Source organism: Allorhizobium pseudoryzae (assembly GCF_011046245.1).
Lineage (GTDB): Bacteria > Pseudomonadota > Alphaproteobacteria > Rhizobiales > Rhizobiaceae > Neorhizobium > Neorhizobium pseudoryzae.
The window spans coordinates 1,212,202-1,228,669 of the sequence record NZ_CP049244.1; the positions used below are offsets into that span (position 1 = coordinate 1,212,202).

At 61.6% G+C, this 16,468-nt stretch carries 11 protein-coding genes; all 11 read left to right on the forward strand.

Features of this window, described 5'->3' with window-relative positions; translation table 11 throughout:
• Position 1: 1 nt before the first annotated feature.
• On the forward strand, positions 2-1,204 hold the full coding sequence (locus tag G6N78_RS24365; RefSeq protein WP_165225116.1) for a glycosyltransferase family protein: 1,203 nt from the start codon (positions 2-4) through the stop codon (positions 1,202-1,204).
• Between the two features lie 7 nt (positions 1,205-1,211).
• Positions 1,212-2,459, forward strand: coding sequence for a glycosyltransferase family 4 protein (locus G6N78_RS24370; RefSeq protein ID WP_165225118.1), 1,248 nt, complete (start codon positions 1,212-1,214; stop codon positions 2,457-2,459).
• A gap of 16 nt (positions 2,460-2,475) precedes the next feature.
• Complete coding sequence (locus tag G6N78_RS24375; RefSeq protein WP_441397990.1) at positions 2,476-3,633, forward strand: glycosyltransferase family protein; 1,158 nt, start codon at positions 2,476-2,478, stop codon at positions 3,631-3,633.
• A gap of 127 nt (positions 3,634-3,760) precedes the next feature.
• Positions 3,761-5,209: a sensor domain-containing diguanylate cyclase gene (locus tag G6N78_RS24380; protein ID WP_165225125.1), complete on the forward strand. Its 1,449-nt coding sequence runs from the start codon at positions 3,761-3,763 to the stop codon at positions 5,207-5,209.
• 169 nt (positions 5,210-5,378) lie between these two features.
• Positions 5,379-6,728, forward strand: a complete 1,350-nt coding sequence (gene pglB / locus G6N78_RS24385; RefSeq protein ID WP_165225128.1) for a polygalacturonase PglB — start codon at positions 5,379-5,381, stop codon at positions 6,726-6,728.
• A 34-nt stretch (positions 6,729-6,762) separates the two neighbouring features.
• Positions 6,763-9,834 carry an alpha-mannosidase gene (locus tag G6N78_RS24390; protein WP_165225130.1) on the forward strand — a complete coding sequence of 1,024 codons (3,072 nt, stop codon included), beginning with the start codon at positions 6,763-6,765 and terminating at the stop codon, positions 9,832-9,834.
• Positions 9,831-11,066, forward strand: a complete 1,236-nt coding sequence (locus G6N78_RS24395) for a CehA/McbA family metallohydrolase (RefSeq protein ID WP_165225134.1) — start codon at positions 9,831-9,833, stop codon at positions 11,064-11,066. The genes G6N78_RS24390 and G6N78_RS24395 overlap by 4 nt, the downstream gene beginning before the upstream one ends.
• Before the next feature lie 9 nt (positions 11,067-11,075).
• Entirely contained in the window at positions 11,076-12,116 is a 1,041-nt protein-coding gene (locus G6N78_RS24400) for a LacI family DNA-binding transcriptional regulator (RefSeq protein ID WP_165225137.1), read from the forward strand.
• A gap of 228 nt (positions 12,117-12,344) precedes the next feature.
• On the forward strand, positions 12,345-14,156 hold the full coding sequence (locus G6N78_RS24405) for an ABC transporter substrate-binding protein (RefSeq protein WP_234906037.1): 1,812 nt from the start codon (positions 12,345-12,347) through the stop codon (positions 14,154-14,156).
• A gap of 154 nt (positions 14,157-14,310) precedes the next feature.
• The gene (locus G6N78_RS24410; RefSeq protein ID WP_165225143.1) at positions 14,311-15,297 is read left to right on the forward strand and encodes an ABC transporter permease; all 987 of its coding nucleotides are present in this window, start codon (positions 14,311-14,313) and stop codon (positions 15,295-15,297) included.
• Positions 15,298-15,304: 7 nt separating this feature from the next.
• Entirely contained in the window at positions 15,305-16,468 is a 1,164-nt protein-coding gene (locus G6N78_RS24415; RefSeq protein WP_165225146.1) for an ABC transporter permease, read from the forward strand.

The following is a 16,468-nucleotide window of genomic DNA, read 5'->3' on the forward strand; positions in this document are numbered from 1 at the left end:
TATGCCGAGACGAAACGCCCGTATTCTGATGTACAGCCATGACACGTTCGGGCTTGGTCATCTGCGCCGCTGTCGCACCATTGCGCATTCGCTCGTCGAGGATTTTCGCGGACTGAATGTATTGATCATCTCCGGTGCGACGATTGCCGGCGCGTTCGACTACCGGGCGCGCGTGGATTTCGTGAAGATCCCGAGCGTCATCAAGTTGCGCAACGGCGAATACACGTCGATGGACCAGCATATCGACCTTCAGGAAACCCTGAAGATGCGTCAGTCGATCATTCGCCACACGGCCGAAACCTTTGAGCCGGATATCTTCATCATCGACAAGGAGCCGCTTGGCCTGCGCGGTGAGGTGGAGGATACCCTTGCCTACCTGAAGACCCGCGGCACGACGCTGGTGCTGGGTCTTCGCGACGTGATGGACGCGCCGCACCTGCTTGAGGCGGAATGGAAACGTCATGATGTGCTGCCGAAGATCGGCAACCTTTATGACGACGTGTGGATCTACGGACCCCCGGATTTCTACGATCCGCTGACCGGCATCGATGTGCCGGCGAGCGTGCGCAACAAAATGAATTTCGTCGGGTTCCTGCAGCGGAAATCCTATGCCGAAGCGGTGGAGCCGGGGTCGGATGCGGGTGATTACATCCTCGTGACCACCGGCGGCGGTGGCGATGGCGCAGACTTGGTGCGCGACGTGATTGCCGCCTACGAGGCCGACCCGACGCTGACGCAGAAAGCGGTGATCGTGCTGGGTCCGTACATGTCGGCGGAGCAGCGTGCCCATTTCCGGGAGGCATCCCAGCGCCACCCGTATCTGGAAATCCTCGAATTCGACAACCGCCTCGAAGATCGTATCGCCGGCGCCAAGGCGGTGATCGCCATGGGCGGCTATAACACCTATTGCGAGATCCTGTCCTTCGACAAACCGGCGCTCATTGTGCCGCGCACGCAGCCGCGCGAGGAGCAGTTGATCCGCGCGACCCGGGCACAGGAACTCGGCCTGATCAGCATGCTGTCTGCCGAGGATTCCGCCGACAGCATCCGTTTTGCCGCCGCGATCAAGGATTTGTTGAAGCGAGATCCTCCCTCCGTCAGCGCGCCCGGACTGCAGCTGGAAGGCCTGCCGACGATTTCCCGGATCGTCGAAGGGTTGTTGCGGCAAAAGGGAAACCCGCATCTCTATCTGGCGCAAGGCTAGAACCCGCATGCCCTCCATGAAGAAGATCGTGGTTCTCCTGAAAGGTTATCCGCGCCTTTCGGAGACCTTCATCGCGCAGGAACTGCTCGGCCTGGAACGGGCCGGTTTCGACCTCGAGCTGGTGGCCATGCGCCGGCCGACCGACAAGAAACGCCATCCCATCCACGACGAGATCCAGGCGCCTGTCTGGTACCTGCCCGAATATCTGCATGAGGAACCGCTTAGGGTGCTGAGGGCGCTGACAAAGGTGCGCAGGATGCCCGGCTTTTCGGCGGCGCTGGCCGCATTCTGGAAAGACCTGAAGCGGGATGTCTCCCGCAACCGGTTCCGGCGGTTCGGCCAGGCCGCGGTGCTGGTGGCCGAGTGGCCGAAGGATGCTGGCTGGCTGCACGTGCATTTCATCCACACCCCCGCCTCCGTCGCAAGATATGCGGCGATGATGAATGGCCTGTCGTGGACCGTGTCGGCGCATGCCAAGGACATCTGGACCTCTCCGGATTGGGAGCTTCAGGAGAAGCTCGCCGATGCCGACTGGGCGGTGACCTGCACCCGCGTCGGGTTCGATCAGCTGACGACACTGTCCCGTGGGCGCAACAACGTGCACCTCAGCTATCATGGGCTTGATCTCGACCGGTTTCCCCATTTTACCGCCGAACGACCGGCGCGTGACGGATCGGACCCAGCCGATCCGATCCGGATCGTGAGCGTCGGACGGGCGGTCAAGAAGAAGGGCTATGACGTTCTCTTGCAGGCGCTGGCCAGACTGCCCAGGGAAATCGCCTGGAATTTCACGCATATCGGCGGCGGTGACGAATTGCCGCGGCTGAAGCAGCTGGCGGAAACGCTGGGCTTGTCCGGGCGCATCACCTGGAAGGGCGCGCTCGACCAGAAGGACGTGCTGCAGCATTACCGCGACAGCGACCTTTTCGCGCTGGCCTGCCGCATCACCGCGGATGGGGATCGGGACGGTCTGCCGAATGTGATGGTCGAGGCCGCAAGCCAGGGGCTTCCCGTCGTCTCGACTACCGTTTCGGGCATCGTGGAACTGTTCACGGATCAGGAGAACAGTCTTCTCGTGGAACCTGAGCAGCCAGCCGCGCTGGCCTTTGCGCTCGAGAAGATGATCCGCGATCCGGAGCTGCGCCGTCGGTTGGCGACAAAGGCCGAAGAACGGGTGCGTCGCGACTTCGACCACCAGAACAGCATTCGCGACCTCGATCGCCTGTTCACGGCAAGCTGGTCGCGCGGGAGCTGAGCCGAGAGCCTGAGCAATGACGGATACACCGCCGATGAAAAAACGCGTCTTCTTCTATGTCCAGCATCTGCTGGGCATCGGCCACATCGTGCGCGCAAGCCGCATTGCCGAGGCGATGCAGGCGACCGGCCTGGACGTGACGATGGTGACCGGTGGAAAGCCTGTCGATGGGTTTCCGGGGCCTTCGCTGAAGCACATCGCACTGCCGCCGGTGATTGCCTCCACCGCCGGCTTTTCCGGCCTTGCGGATATCGACGGCGTATCCGTGGATGAAGCCTTCCTCACGCAGCGACGAGACAGGCTTTTGTCCGCCTTCCGCGACTGTGAGCCGGACGTCGTGGTGATCGAGGCCTTTCCATTCGGCCGGCGCCAGATGCGTTTCGAACTCCTGCCATTGCTGGATGCGATCAAGGCCGCGCCACGCCGGCCGCTGCTGTTCAGCAGCGTGCGCGATATCCTCCAGGAAAACCGCAAGGCCGGACGCGACGCGGAAACGGTGCAACTGCTGGAAGACCATTTCGATGGTGTGCTGGTGCATGGCGACCCGCAATTCGTCCGGCTCGAAGAGACATTCCCGCTGGCAGAGCGGATCGCGGAGAAGGTACATTACACCGGTCTTGTGGCACCCGAACCGCCGGAGCCCGCTAAGGATCGCTTCGACTTGATCGTTTCGGCCGGCGGCGGTGCGGTCGGGGCGGCACTCATCGATGCGGCCATCCAGGCGCAGGCTCTGCTGCAGGATCCGCGCAGCTGGTGCCTGATCACCGGGCCAAATCTGCCGCAGGAGGATTTCGATCGCCTGTCCCGCCAGACGCCTGCGCATGTCACCTTGGTGCGCTTCCGGCGCGATTTCCCCAATCTGCTGATGAATGCGAGCTTGTCCATCTCGCAGGCCGGCTACAACACCGTGGGCGACCTCCTGAGGGCGCACTGCGCTGCCGTGCTGGTGCCTTTCGCGTCCGGCGGGGAAACCGAGCAGACGGTGCGGGCGGAAAAACTATCGGCGCTCGGTTTCGCCGAGGTGGTGCCGGAGGATGGCTTGAACGGCGACCGTCTGGCCGCGGCCATTCGCAACGCGGATCGGATGACACGCCGCCCGTCGGTTGCCATTGCCGCCGATGGCGCCCGGCAGACCGCGGCCTTGATCCGAGATATGCTTTCGTCACGCGGGTGAGGCGTGCGGCAAAGTTAATACATCGTCGGAATATGCTAAGTCGTTAAGTGTTTTCATGCTTTAGTTTGCAAACATGATTCGGCCGCTTGCCTTGGGGTGGCGGCGCTCTCCATATTGAGTTTGATATATGACGACGCATCTGACTTCCGAGATTTTCAACCTCGCACCCATTCCGATGTGGATCGAGGACTTCAGCGGGGTAAAGCGTCAGTTCGAGGAATGGCGGGCGGACGGCGTGACCGATATCCGCGGGTTCCTGCGGGCCGATCTCCGTCGTGTCGCCGACTGTGCGAGCCGTATTCGTGTCATCGACGTCAATCGCAAGACGCTCGATATTTTCGAGGCGCAGGATCGTCAGCATCTGACGGACAATCTCGGTCGGATCTTCCGCGACGAGATGCTGGAAAGCCATATCAACGAACTGTCCGCTTTGTTCGACGGGCGCACCGAGTTCGAAAGCAGCACGGTGAATTATACGCTGTCGGGCAAGCGTATGGACATTCAGTTGCGCGGAACCGTGATGCCGGGCTTCGAGGCCACGCTCGGGCAGGTCCTGCTGACGACGGAGGATGTGACGGAGCGCGAGGAAGCGCGCCGGGCGGAAGCCAGCAACCGACGCTATGCCGAAGGTATCTTCGAACATTCTCCGGTCTCTCTCTGGGTCGAGGATTTCAGCCGCATCAAGCAGATGCTGCAGGACGTGCGCGTTTGCGGCATCGTCGATTTCCGCGTGTTTACCGATGTCCATCCAGAATTCGTGCGCCAGTGCATGAGCGAGATCCGCGTCATCGACGTGAACCAGGCGACGCTCGATCTGTTCTGCGCCGCCGACCGGCAGACGCTGTTCCACCGTCAGAACGAGATCTTCCGCGACGAGATGGAAAAGCATTTCAAGGAACAGCTGATCGAACTTTGGAACGGCAATCTTTTCCACCAGCGCGAAGTCATCAACTATGCACTGGATGGATCGGAACGCTACGTGCTGTTGCAATTCTCGGTCTTGCCGGGACATGAGCACGACTGGTCGCTGGTTCAGGTTGCGCTGACCGATATCACGGCCCGTAAGAAGGCCGAGGCCTATCTCGAATATCTCGGCAAGCACGACGTGCTGACGAAGCTGCATAACCGCGCCTTTTATATCGACGAAATGAACCGGCTGGAGCGCAAGCCGTTGCGTCCGGTCTCGGCGATCGTCATCGATCTGAATGGGCTCAAGGAAACCAATGACAACCTGGGCCACGACGCCGGCGACGCACTGTTGCGGCGGCTGGGAGAGGTGCTGAACGGTGCTGTGCATCTTCCCAACCATGCGGCCCGCATCGGCGGCGATGAGTTCGCGGTGCTGATGCCGGGCGCAGACCGACAGGCGACCCACGCCATGGCGGATACGATCCTCGAACTCCTGAAGATCAACAACCAGTTCTATTCCAGCGCGCCGCTCAGCATCTCCATGGGGCTGGCGACCAGCGAGGACGGCGAAACCGTCGAGGCCGTGGTGAAGCGCGCCGACATGATGATGTACGAACACAAGCGGGCTCAGCATCTTCCGGGCGGCTCGCTGATGCGCAAGGGGTAAGTCTGGACCATCAGGCTTGCTTGCCGATATCTGAAAAAAATTTCACTTGTGGAAGTGGCCGCTCGGGGCTCACTCAGAGCCGCTTGTGCAGAATTTTGGCTTGAAACGAGGAATATTTGGGCTACTACTTCGCTGAACTGCCTTTCGGACAAGAAGCGGAGGAAAAACCTTGCCCATTAATGAAAATATATTCATTGCGCAGGCCGGCCTTTGTACGCACGCTTTGCAACAGGCGTTGAACGATTGTGCTGCGCAGGGCCTTCGCCTCGTCCTGGGGCCGGGCGTGCATCTGTGCGGCGCGCTTCGCCTGCCGACCGGCACCGATCTCCACCTGACTGATGAAGCCGTGCTCCAGTTCGTGCCGGACTACGATGCCTATCGCGACAACCGCATCGACGTGATTGCGGAAGCCTCCGATACCGCCATGATCCTCGCGGAGGGCGCCTCGAATATCCGCATCGGCGGCAAGGGGCGGATTCTTGGTCCGGGAGCTGATTTCATCGTCGGGCGGCTGGAGGATATGGGAACCCATGTTCCGGCGGCGCTGCGCCCGCGCGTTCTGGTGCTGAAGGACTGCGAGAATGTCCGGCTTGAGGATTTTCGCATCCAGTCATCGCCGATGTGGACGATCCATCTGATTGCCTGCCGCAATGTGGAGGCGCAACGCCTGTCCATCGACAATGACCGGGAAATGCCCAACACCGACGGAATCGTTGTCGATTCCTGCGATAACGTCCTGATCCGTCATTGCACGATCGCGACCGCCGACGATGGCGTCGTACTGAAGACGAGTGACGGCCCGGATGGGTCTGCCGTCGGCAGCTGCCGCAATGTCATTGTGGAACACTGTGAGATCGAAAGCCGCAGCTGCGCGCTGAAGATCGGCACGGAAAGCCATGGCGACGTCGAAAACATCCGCTTCAGTGATTGCAGGCTGCCGCGTTCCAACCGCGGCATCGGTCTGTTTTCGCGCGACGGCGGGCTGATCCGCAATGTCGAGGTGCTCCGCATTAACGTCGAGACGCATGAGACGCCGGACGGTTTCTGGGGGTCGGGCGAGGCGATCACGATGAATGTGGTGGATCGCCGTCCGGGAAAGCCGGCGGGCCGGATCGAGAATGTCGTCTTCGAGGACATTACAGGCCGGATGGAAGGTGCGATCAATCTGGTGGCCGACAGCCCGTCCGGCATTGCCCATGTCCGGCTGAACCGTATCGCCATTGCGCAGGTGGATGGTCCGCACCGGGGCCACACTTATGACGTTCGTCCCACGCATTTCGATCTGGCGCCTTCGCCGGATGCGGCTGGCCGCGCCAATGCCTGGGTGAAAGACGAAAACGGCAAGGTGATCGGCCTCGTTGCCTATCCGGGTGGCATGCCGGCGCTCTTTGCCTCCAACGTCGAAGATCTTTCCGTTGCGGATGTCGCGTTTTCGCGGCCATCGCCGTTGCCGGCGGGCTGGAATGCCGAGGCCACCGTGATCCTGGATGGTCAACCGGTCGTCTGGTCGGCCAAATAGCATCCCTTGATGGCTCTGGAGGAGGGGCCGCCTGATGAAGCGTATCCGTAAACTCGACAACTTGCTGGCTCGCCTGCAGGAGCGCATTTTTGTGCCGCTTCAGGTGGAGGTGCCGCTGGTCTATGCGCCGGCAGCCGCAAGCGAACGGCCCGTCATGGTCGCCTCCGATCGCGCCGGCTGGACGCCGGTCAACCGCGACCTCATCTGGGGGGAGCCGGATGGCTATTACTGGTTCGGCGGTCGGGCGCGTCTGCCGGATGGCGTCGATGGCAAGCGCATTGTCGTGCATGTGGAAGCCGCCTTCGGCAGCGTCATGGGCCGCAGCGACCCGCAATGCCTGGTGCGGGTCGATGGCGCGATCCGCCAGGGGGTGGATGGCAATCACCGCGAGTTCCTGCTGACGAATGACGGGCGTCCTAGCCGGGAATTCGATATCCTGATCGAGGCCGGCACCATCGAGGACCGTCGCCAGCTGGGCTTCGGCTGCCATCTTCAGGTGCATGACCTTGAGGTGGATGACCTTTATTATGATCTGCGCGTACCGCTCGATGTGGCGCGCCTGCTGGCGGACGATGACCCGCGCCGGCACTTCATCCTGAATGCGGTGGAGGCGGCGATTGACGTTGTGGATCTGCGGCCGGGCAGCGATGCGCGCTTCCGGGCCTCGCTGGCGGATGCCAAGGCCAAGGCGGCGGCGATCTACACCGCGCAGGATTTTGAAGACAAGCCGGTGATCGTGGCGACCGGTCATACGCATATCGACGTTGCCTGGCTGTGGCGGGTGCGCGAAACCCGGCAGAAGATGGCGCGTTCCATGGCGACCGCCCTGTCCCTGATGCAGGACTTTCCGGACTATCGCTTCATGTACAACCAGTGCGTCCTGCTCGACTATTTGGCGGAGGACTACCCGGAACTGTTCGACCGGATTTCTGCCGAAGTCAAAACGGGACGCTTCGAGATCGAAGGGGCGCTCTGGCTGGAGCCGGATGTCAATATCGCTGGTGGCGAGGCATTGGTGCGCCACATTCTCTACGGCGTCGACTATCACCGCAAGACGTTCGGCGTCAGGCCCAAAATGATCTGGCTGCCGGATACGTTCGGTTACTCGGCATCGCTGCCGCAGTTGATGGAAAAGTCGGGCCTCGATACGTTCGTCACCCACAAGCTGTCGTGGAACGATACGAACCGCATGCCGAACGAAACCATGTTCTGGCAGGGTATCGATGGCACGAAGGTCGCCGCCTATTTCCTCACCACCCAGCCGTATGATTCAAAAAGCATCGGCACGACCTATTGCCCGAACCTGAAGCCGACGCATGTGATGGGCACCTGGCGACGGCATGGGCAGCAGGCACTGAATTCCGAACTCTTTCTGGTCTACGGCCACGGAGATGGCGGCGGCGGGCCGACGCGGGAGATGCTGCAGAACATCCGCCGCATGGAGCGCGGCATTCCGGGCTGCCCGAAGGTGGACCACGCGCCGATGCGGCCCTTTTTCGAGCGTCTGCTTGCGCGGATGGAAGCGGAGCCGGAGCGTTTTCCGATCTGGGTCGGCGAACTCTATGCCGAATTCCACCGCGGCACGCTCACCTCCGTTGCCAAGAACAAGCGCAACAACCGTCTGGCGGAAATTGCCCTGCGGGACGTCGAGACGCTGGCGGTGATGGCGGAACAGTTCGCCGGTGTGGCCTATCCGGCAGAGGAGATCCGCAGGCTCTGGGATATCGTCATGCTGAACCAGTTCCACGACATCCTTCCGGGATCGTCGATCGGCGCCGTTTACGATGACAGCGACGAGGACTACGCCCGCTTCTTTGCGGCGATCGATGCGCTCACGCAATCTTTGGCGGATGCGCTCGTCAAGGCCGGTGACCAGCGACTGCTGAATGCGGCGGGACGGAGCCGTGACGGATGGCTGGTGAGCGGGGAGGCGCCCGCAGAAGGGCAGGGACAGGCGATTATGCGCGCCGATGGCTCGACCGCCCACCTTCTGGCGGTACGCGCGGTTCCGGCGCTGTCACTGTCCGATCTTCGTCAGCACCTCGCAACCGTGGCTGACGGGCTTTCGGTGTCCGAGACACATCTCGAAAACGACCGGCTGTCGATCCGCTTCGACGCGCTTGGCCGGATGACTTCGATCCTGGATCGGAAGAACGGGCGGGACATCCTGCCACCGGGCGGGCTCGGCAACCAGCTGCAGATCTTCCGCGACATGCCGGCGCAGTTCGATGCCTGGGATATCGATGCGGATTTCGAAGACCACCCCTATGCGCTCGATCGACCGGCGAGCGTCACGGTGGTCGAGCGCGGCCCCTTGCGCGCCGCCATCCGCTTCGAATGGCATTACGAGCGCTCGCGCATCGTCCAGGTGGTTTCGCTGGCAGCCGGGGCGGCACAGGTGGAGATCGACTGCTTCATCGACTGGCATGAGCACAACACGCTGTTGAAGGCGGCCTTCCCGGTCGCGGTCAATGCCGCGTCCGTCGATGCGGAAATCCAGTTCGGCCATGTCCGGCGGGCAAGCCATCGCAACACGTCCTGGGACAGTGCACGCTTCGAATGTTCGATGCAGCGCTGGGTCGATGTGAGCGAACCGGGCTTTGGCGTCGCGCTGCTGAACGACTGCAAATACGGTTATGACGCCAAGGGCAGCACGGTGCGGCTGACGCTGTTGCGCTCGCCGACCTATCCGTGGACCGAGGCCGACCAGGGCGAACACCGGTTCCGCTATGCGCTGATGGTGCATGACGGCGACAAGCAGGCCGTGCACGATGCCGCGGAGGACTTCAACTTGCCGCTTCGGCTGGTGCAGGGCAGCGGGGATGTGGCTTCGAAAGAAGCGTCGCTGGTCGAGATCGAAACCGAGGGTGTGTCTCTGGAGGCGATCAAGCGGGCGGAAGACGGCGATGGCGTGATCGTTCGCCTGTGGGAAACGCAAGGACGCCGCCGCGAGGCATCGGTGAGGCTGCACCCGTGTTTCGGCGAGGCGCACCTGGTCGATCTTCTGGAAGAGGGCGGCGATCCGCTCGATCTGCAGGGCGGCCGTTTGAAACTGTCCTTCAAGCCATTTGAAATCATGACCTTGAGACTGAGGGGGAGCCGATGAGCGGCGGGAACCAGCATTTCACCTATGTGATCGACAGCTTTCCGGAGGGAGAAAAATCGTTCGTCGAGATCCCCTTCGAGGTGGGCGCGGACATCGAGCGGATCGAGGTGAGCTATCACTTCCCCTTCGGTGGCGGCGGAAGCGTGATCGATCTCGGCGTCGCGCAGAATGGGCGCATGCGCGGCTGGACCGGTTCCGAGCGTGGCCACATCACCCTGGAGGAGGACCGCGCCACGCCGGGCTACGATCGAGGGCCGCTTGCCGGTTCCTGGCATGTGGTGCTCGGCATCGTGAAGATCGGCCCGAACTGCAAGGTGGATCTCGACATCCGGCTTGTCGCCCGCACGCCCCGCTGGGTGGTGGGCGACCTGCACAGCCATTCGGAACATTCCGATGGCGGCGTGACGGTGCTGGATGCCATGTACCGGGCACGTTCGGCAGGGCTGGATTTCGTGGCGATCACGGATCACAACACGGTTTCGCAGAACACGATCCGTCCTGACGATCCGGGTCTTCTGGTCATTCCGGCGATAGAACTGACCTCGTTTTACGGCCACACCAACTTCTTTGGCCTGGAAAAGCCGGTGGCGGACTGGCGTTGCCGCTCGCCGAAGGACGTGGCCGACAAGATGGCCGAAGCGCGGGCGAATGGCGCGACGATCATCATCAATCACCCGTTCCAGAATTCCGATGGCGGCCGCTGGCAGGCAGGCTTCGAGGTGGATTTCGATGCCTACGAGATCTGGAACGGCAACTGGTCCGTGATGAATGAGCAGGGGCTCGCCTTCTGGCAGGAATTGTTGTCCTCCGGGCGAAAGATCCCGGCGACCGGCGGCAGTGATTTCCATCTGAAGAACCGCCGGCGACACGGCAGCCCGGCCAACCGTCTCCATGTGGAGACGTGTTCCATCCGGGGCGTGCTGGAAGCGGTTCGCAAAGGCCGCAACGTGATCACGTTCCAGCCCGATGAGACCATGGCCATGCCAGCGGCAGACGATCTTCCGATGTTTGGCGACAGCGTGGCTGCAGGGCAGGTGATCGGCGTGCAGTTTTCGGGCCTCGTCGCCGGCGATGAAATCCGCACGATCACGGAAAACGGCGTGGTGGCCAAAGAGCAGGTGACGGAGGCACGGCATATTCTGGAGAGACGCTTCGAGGGGCGTTTCGTGCGCTTCGAAGTCTGGTACGGTGATCGTCCGAAACTCTTCACCAATCCGTATTATGCCGAGTAGGAGCAGCACGTGGACAAGCGGTCGGACCGTAAGGTCGGCATCAAGGATGTCTCCCGGGAAGCGGGCGTGGCGCTCAGCACGGTCTCGCATGTTCTGAATGGCACGGCACCCATCTCGCAGGAGGTGCGGGTTCGGGTGCTCGAGGTCGCCCGTCGTTTGGGCTATCTCGCCAAACGGCAGCAGAAGGGCGCGATTGCCTCGCTGACCACGCTTTACCTTGTCGTGCCACCGGCAAACCTGCCGCACAACGATCTCAACCTCGTCTCATGGACGCTTCTGACGGCGCTCTCGCGTGAATGCGAGCGGCGGGGCGTGCGAATCGTGGCGCATAACGGCGCGCCGGACCTGAGCGGCGCGGAGGTGTTGGCGGGTGCGCGAGCGGCCGGTGCGGAAGGCATCGTCATTGTGTACGACGACAATCCGAAATTGCTGAAGTCCGTGCGCCAGTCGGATATCGCAGCCGTGCTTCTCAATGGCGAAGACCCGACGATGAGCATCGACACCGTGGCGCCCGCCAATCGATATGCGGCACGGCTCGCCACCGACTGGCTGATCAGCCGCGGGCACCAGAAGATCCTGCATCTCACCTGGCGGGGGCGCAGCACCATCCAGCGGCGTCTGGACGGTTTCTACGACGCTTACGAACAGCGCGACCTGCCGCGCGAACAGGCAGGTGTGCTCTATGCGCGCGGCTACGAGCCCAATCACGGCCGCGAAGCCCTTCGGCAGTTCCTTGCCGAGCACAACGGCCTCGACGGCTATACCGCCATCTTCTGTGCCGCGGACAACCTGGCAATCGGGGTTCTGGCCGAATGTCATGCACAGGGGCTGAAGGTGCCGGATGACCTGGCCGTCGTTGGTTTTGATGGCGTCGCGCCCGTCGATCTCACGGTCCCGTCGCTCACCACCGTCCGCGTGCCGCTGGAGGCGCTGGCTGCTGCCACCGTCCAGGCTTTGGAGAAGCGTCTGTCGATCGGCGCTGCCGACCAGCCGACCTGCCGTATCGAGCTAGGATGTCGCCTGGTGGAGCGGGAGAGCGGCGGAATTTGATCAATTCCTCCCATTAAATGAAAATATTTTTTTGACTTGATTTTTCAGGCCGCCTGACCAATCGTCGTTTTTGAGGCGGATGTGATGAGAAATAAGGCGGACATCCGCATGTTCTCAATCAAAGGGAGGATGAGCATGCAAAGAAGAGAAAATATTTTCATACATTCGATTGGTGTTCTGCTGGCCACGTGTGTGGCAACGTCAGCCTTCGCATTCCAGGAGTCGCCGATGTTGAGCGCGCTGGTGAAGGAGGGAAAGCTGCCTGCGGTTGATCAGCGGCTTCCGGAAAAGCCGACCGTTGTCGAGGTGCCGGAAATCGGTCAGTACGGCGGCGACTGGCGTCGCGCCTACAAGGGGCCGGGCGACCGCTGGGGCCCGACCAAGCTGATGGAAGAGCGCGTCGTGAAGTGGTCGCAGCAGCCGGGCGGTCCGCTGAAGCTGAAGCCGGGTTATATCTCGTCCTATTCCGTGAGCGAGGATTCGCGCGAATTCACCTTCACGCTTCTCAAGGGCCTGAAATGGTCCGATGGCCAGCCGGTGACCACCGAGGATGTCCGCTTCTGGTATGAGGACGTGTTCCTCAACAAGGCGATCCTCGCCAATATCGACCAGACACTGGCGCCCGGCGGCAAGCCGATGCAGCTGGAGATCGTCGATGAGCAGACCTTCAAGGTGAAGTTCGACCAGCCTTACGTCTACTTCCTCGAAATCCTGGCAAAGGATTCGACCGGCGACCCGAGCCTCGACCGCCCGAGCTTCCTGTTTCCGAAGCACTACCTGAAGCAGTTCAACAACAAGTACGCCTCCGAAGACGAACTGAAGGCGGCTGCGGCCAAGTTCGGCGTCGCGAAGTGGACCGATCTCTGGGGTTCGAAGGGTGCGGCAACCGCCTGGTGGCAGAACCCGGATCTGCCGGTCATCACGGCCTGGAAGATCGAGAAGCCGGCCCCGTCGGATGTCGTGACGATGGTGCGCAATCCGTATTATTATGCGGTGGACCAGGCCGGCAACCAGCTGCCCTATATCGACCGCATCTCGCATCGTCTGTTCAGCGATCAGGAAGCGTTCAACCTGATGATCGTGCAGGGCCAGGTCGACATGCAGATGCGTTATGTCGAGCCGCAGGACTTCACCTTCTACAAGGAGAACGAAAAGAAGGGTAACTACGCGGTGCACCGCTGGACGCAGGCACAGACCTGGTCGCTCGTGCCGAACCTCAACATGAAGGACGAGGCGCTGCGCGGGCTCTTTGAAAAGAGCGACTTCCGCCAGGCGCTCAGCATCGGCATCGACCGCGAGACGATCAACGAGCTGATCTTCTCCGGCCTTGCCGAAGCCCGTCAGGCCTCACCCGTCACCGGTTCGCCGAACTACGATGCCGAGCTGGAAAAGCACTGGGCCGAATACGACCCGAAGAAGGCCAATGCCCTGCTCGACAAGGTGGGGCTCGACAAGCGTGACAGCGAAGGCTTCCGTCTGCGTCCCGATGGCAAGCGCGTGCAGATCGTCGTGGAGATGCAGCATGCCAACGGCCCGAAGACGATGGAAATCATCGCGGCCAACTACAAGGACATCGGCATCGAGCTTCTGCCGCGCATCATCGACCGGACGCAGTGGGATGCCAACCGCGACAACAACTCCTTCCAGATGCAATGGTATCCGTTCGACCGCTTGTCGGTCGTGGCGGCCGACCCGCGCATCATGATGGGCAATGACAGCTACGCGCACCAATACTATCTCTGGTACTCGACCAAGGGTTCCTCGGGGATCGAGCCGCCGGCCGATCATCCCATTCGCCGTGTCTTTACCGACTGGGACAAGGCCTCCAAGGCGTTGAACCGCGAGCAGGCCGATGCGGCGCTGAATGACCTCATCAAGACCTTCGTCACGGAAGGCTGGGTTATCGGTGTCGTCGGCGAATCTCCGGCGCTCTCGATCGTCAAGACGAACTTCAAGAACTTCCCGGACAACCTGATCGAGGACGACATCACGCGCGGCATCGGCCTTGGTGCTACGCAGCAGATGTGGATGAAGCAGTAAGTCTGCTGATCTGTCACACGACCCGGTGCCCGCCATTCCCGCTTCTTCCGGACGGTGGGCACCGGATTCATCCCCGCACATTCATTCTGGTTCCTGACGAACGACGGTCTTGATCTGCAAGATCGGATGGTTGCTCAGGCCCGGAGGGTTCGAAATGCTGAGTTATATTGGCCGGCGTCTGTTGTGGGCCATCCCCACGCTGATCTTCGTGTCGTTCATTTCCTTCGTCATCATCCAGCTGCCGCCGGGTGATTTCGTCACGGCCTATGCGGCCCAGCTGCGCAACAGCGGTGACTACATCACCGAGGCGCAGGAAGCCGCGCTTCGCGCCGAATGGGGCCTGAACGATCCGCTTCTCGTGCAATACTGGCGCTGGATCTCCAACATCATTTTTTACGGCGACTTCGGACGCTCGCTGGAGTGGAATTCCGCCGTCAGCGACCTGATCTGGGAGAGGCTGGGGCTGACGCTCGCCATCTCGACGCTCAGCATGGTCTTCACCTGGCTGATCGCTATTCCCGTCGGCGTCTATTCCGCCACCCGCCAATATTCGGTCTTCGACTACGTCTTCACCGTTTTCGGTTTCCTCGGAAAGGGTGTGCCGGATTTCCTGCTGGCGCTGATCCTGATGTGGATGACCTTCGTCTGGCTCAACATGGATGTCGGCGGTCTCGTGTCGCCGCAGTTTGAAGGCCAGCCATGGGATCTGGCGAAGTTCGGCAACATGCTGACCCATATCTGGATTCCGCTGGTGGTGCTGGCAACCGGCGGTGCTGCTGGCCTCATCCGTGTCATGCGCGCCAACATGCTGGACGAATTGCGCAAGCCCTATGTGGAAACTGCCTATGCGCAAGGTTTTGGCGAACGCACGGTGGTGTGGCGTTATCCGGTGCGCGTTGCGCTCAACCCCTTCATCTCGACGGTCGGCTGGGCCCTGCCGGCGCTGTTTTCCGGCGATGTCATCACCGCCGTCGTTCTCAACCTGCCGACCACCGGCCCGCTGCTTCTGCAGGCGCTCAAGATGCAGGACATGTATCTGGCCGGCAGCTTCATCCTGATCCTCAGCGTCTTCACCGTCATCGGGACGGTGCTCTCCGACATCCTTCTTGCGCTTTCCGATCCGCGCATCCGGTTCTCATGAGGCGCCCATGACCGATATTCAGATCCTTCCTCCGCAATCCTTCAGCCCGCAGGTGCCGCCCTTGGCGCCGAAGGAGCAGTTCAACGCCGACGCGACCTATACTGCCAAGCCCTGGACACTGATCTGGTGGCGCTTTCGCAAACACAAGCTGGCGGTCGTCTCGCTGGTCTTCATGGCAATCCTGGCATTCCTGGCTGTCTTTGCAGATGTCATGTCGCCTTATACGCCGAACACTATCAGCCGGCTCAACACCTTTGCGCCGCCAACGGTGGTGCGGATCTTCCATGAGGGACAGCTGCACCGTCCGTTCATCTACCCGATGAAGCGGGCGCGCGACATTGAAACGGCCCGCGTTGTCTATCAGGAGGATCGCAGCAAGGTTCTGCCGATCCAGTTTTTCGTCTCCGGCGAGACCTACAATCTGCTGGGGCTGGTCGAGACCGATCTCCACTTCTTCGGCATCGACGACAACCGCCAGCAGATCAACATTCTCGGCACGGATTCGCTTGGCCGCGATCTCTTCACCCGTCTGCTCTACGGCGCACGGGTGACGCTTTCGGCAGGTCTGATCGGCGTTGCCTTCTCCTTCGTGCTCGGCCTCGCGCTCGGCGCCATCTCGGGCTATTACGGCGGCTGGCTGGATTCCATGATCCAGCGGCTGATGGAGTTCATCCGCTCCATCCCGACGATCCCCCTGTGGATGGGGCTTGCGGCGGCACTGCCGATCGCCTGGGATCCGCTCTTCGTCTACGTGCTGATCACCATCATCCTGTCGCTGATTGGCTGGACCCATCTGGCCCGTGTGGTGCGCGGTCGCTTCCTGTCCCTGAAATCCGAGGATTATGTTCTGGCGGCGCGGCTCGCCGGTGCATCGGAGTACCGCATCGTCACCCGCCACATGCTGCCTGCCATGACGAGCTACATCATCGCCGCCGTCACGCTGGCGATCCCGGAAATGATCCTCGGCGAGACGGCGCTCAGCTTCCTCGGCCTCGGTCTTCGCCCGCCCGTCGTCAGCTGGGGTGTCCTTTTGCAGGACGCGCAGAACCTGCGCACCATTTCGCTTGCCCCCTGGCTACTGGCGCCGGGTGTCGCCGTCATCCTGGTGGTGCTCGCCTTCAACTTCATCGGCGATGGCCTGCGCGACGCCGCAGACCCCTACGGCCAGTGA

Bases quoted from the DNA above. Each gene is read 5' to 3' on its own strand.
- G6N78_RS24365 (WP_165225116.1), top strand. From the start codon at position 2: ATGCCGAGACGAAACGCCCGTATTCTGATGTACAGCCATGACACGTTC.
- G6N78_RS24370 (WP_165225118.1), top strand. From the start codon at position 1,212: ATGCCCTCCATGAAGAAGATCGTGGTTCTCCTGAAAGGTTATCCGCGC.
- G6N78_RS24375 (WP_441397990.1), top strand. From the start codon at position 2,476: ATGACGGATACACCGCCGATGAAAAAACGCGTCTTCTTCTATGTCCAG.
- G6N78_RS24380 (WP_165225125.1), top strand. From the start codon at position 3,761: ATGACGACGCATCTGACTTCCGAGATTTTCAACCTCGCACCCATTCCG.
- G6N78_RS24390 (WP_165225130.1), top strand. From the start codon at position 6,763: ATGAAGCGTATCCGTAAACTCGACAACTTGCTGGCTCGCCTGCAGGAG.
- G6N78_RS24395 (WP_165225134.1), top strand. From the start codon at position 9,831: ATGAGCGGCGGGAACCAGCATTTCACCTATGTGATCGACAGCTTTCCG.
- G6N78_RS24405 (WP_234906037.1), top strand. From the start codon at position 12,345: ATGTTGAGCGCGCTGGTGAAGGAGGGAAAGCTGCCTGCGGTTGATCAG.
- G6N78_RS24410 (WP_165225143.1), top strand. From the start codon at position 14,311: ATGCTGAGTTATATTGGCCGGCGTCTGTTGTGGGCCATCCCCACGCTG.
- G6N78_RS24415 (WP_165225146.1), top strand. From the start codon at position 15,305: ATGACCGATATTCAGATCCTTCCTCCGCAATCCTTCAGCCCGCAGGTG.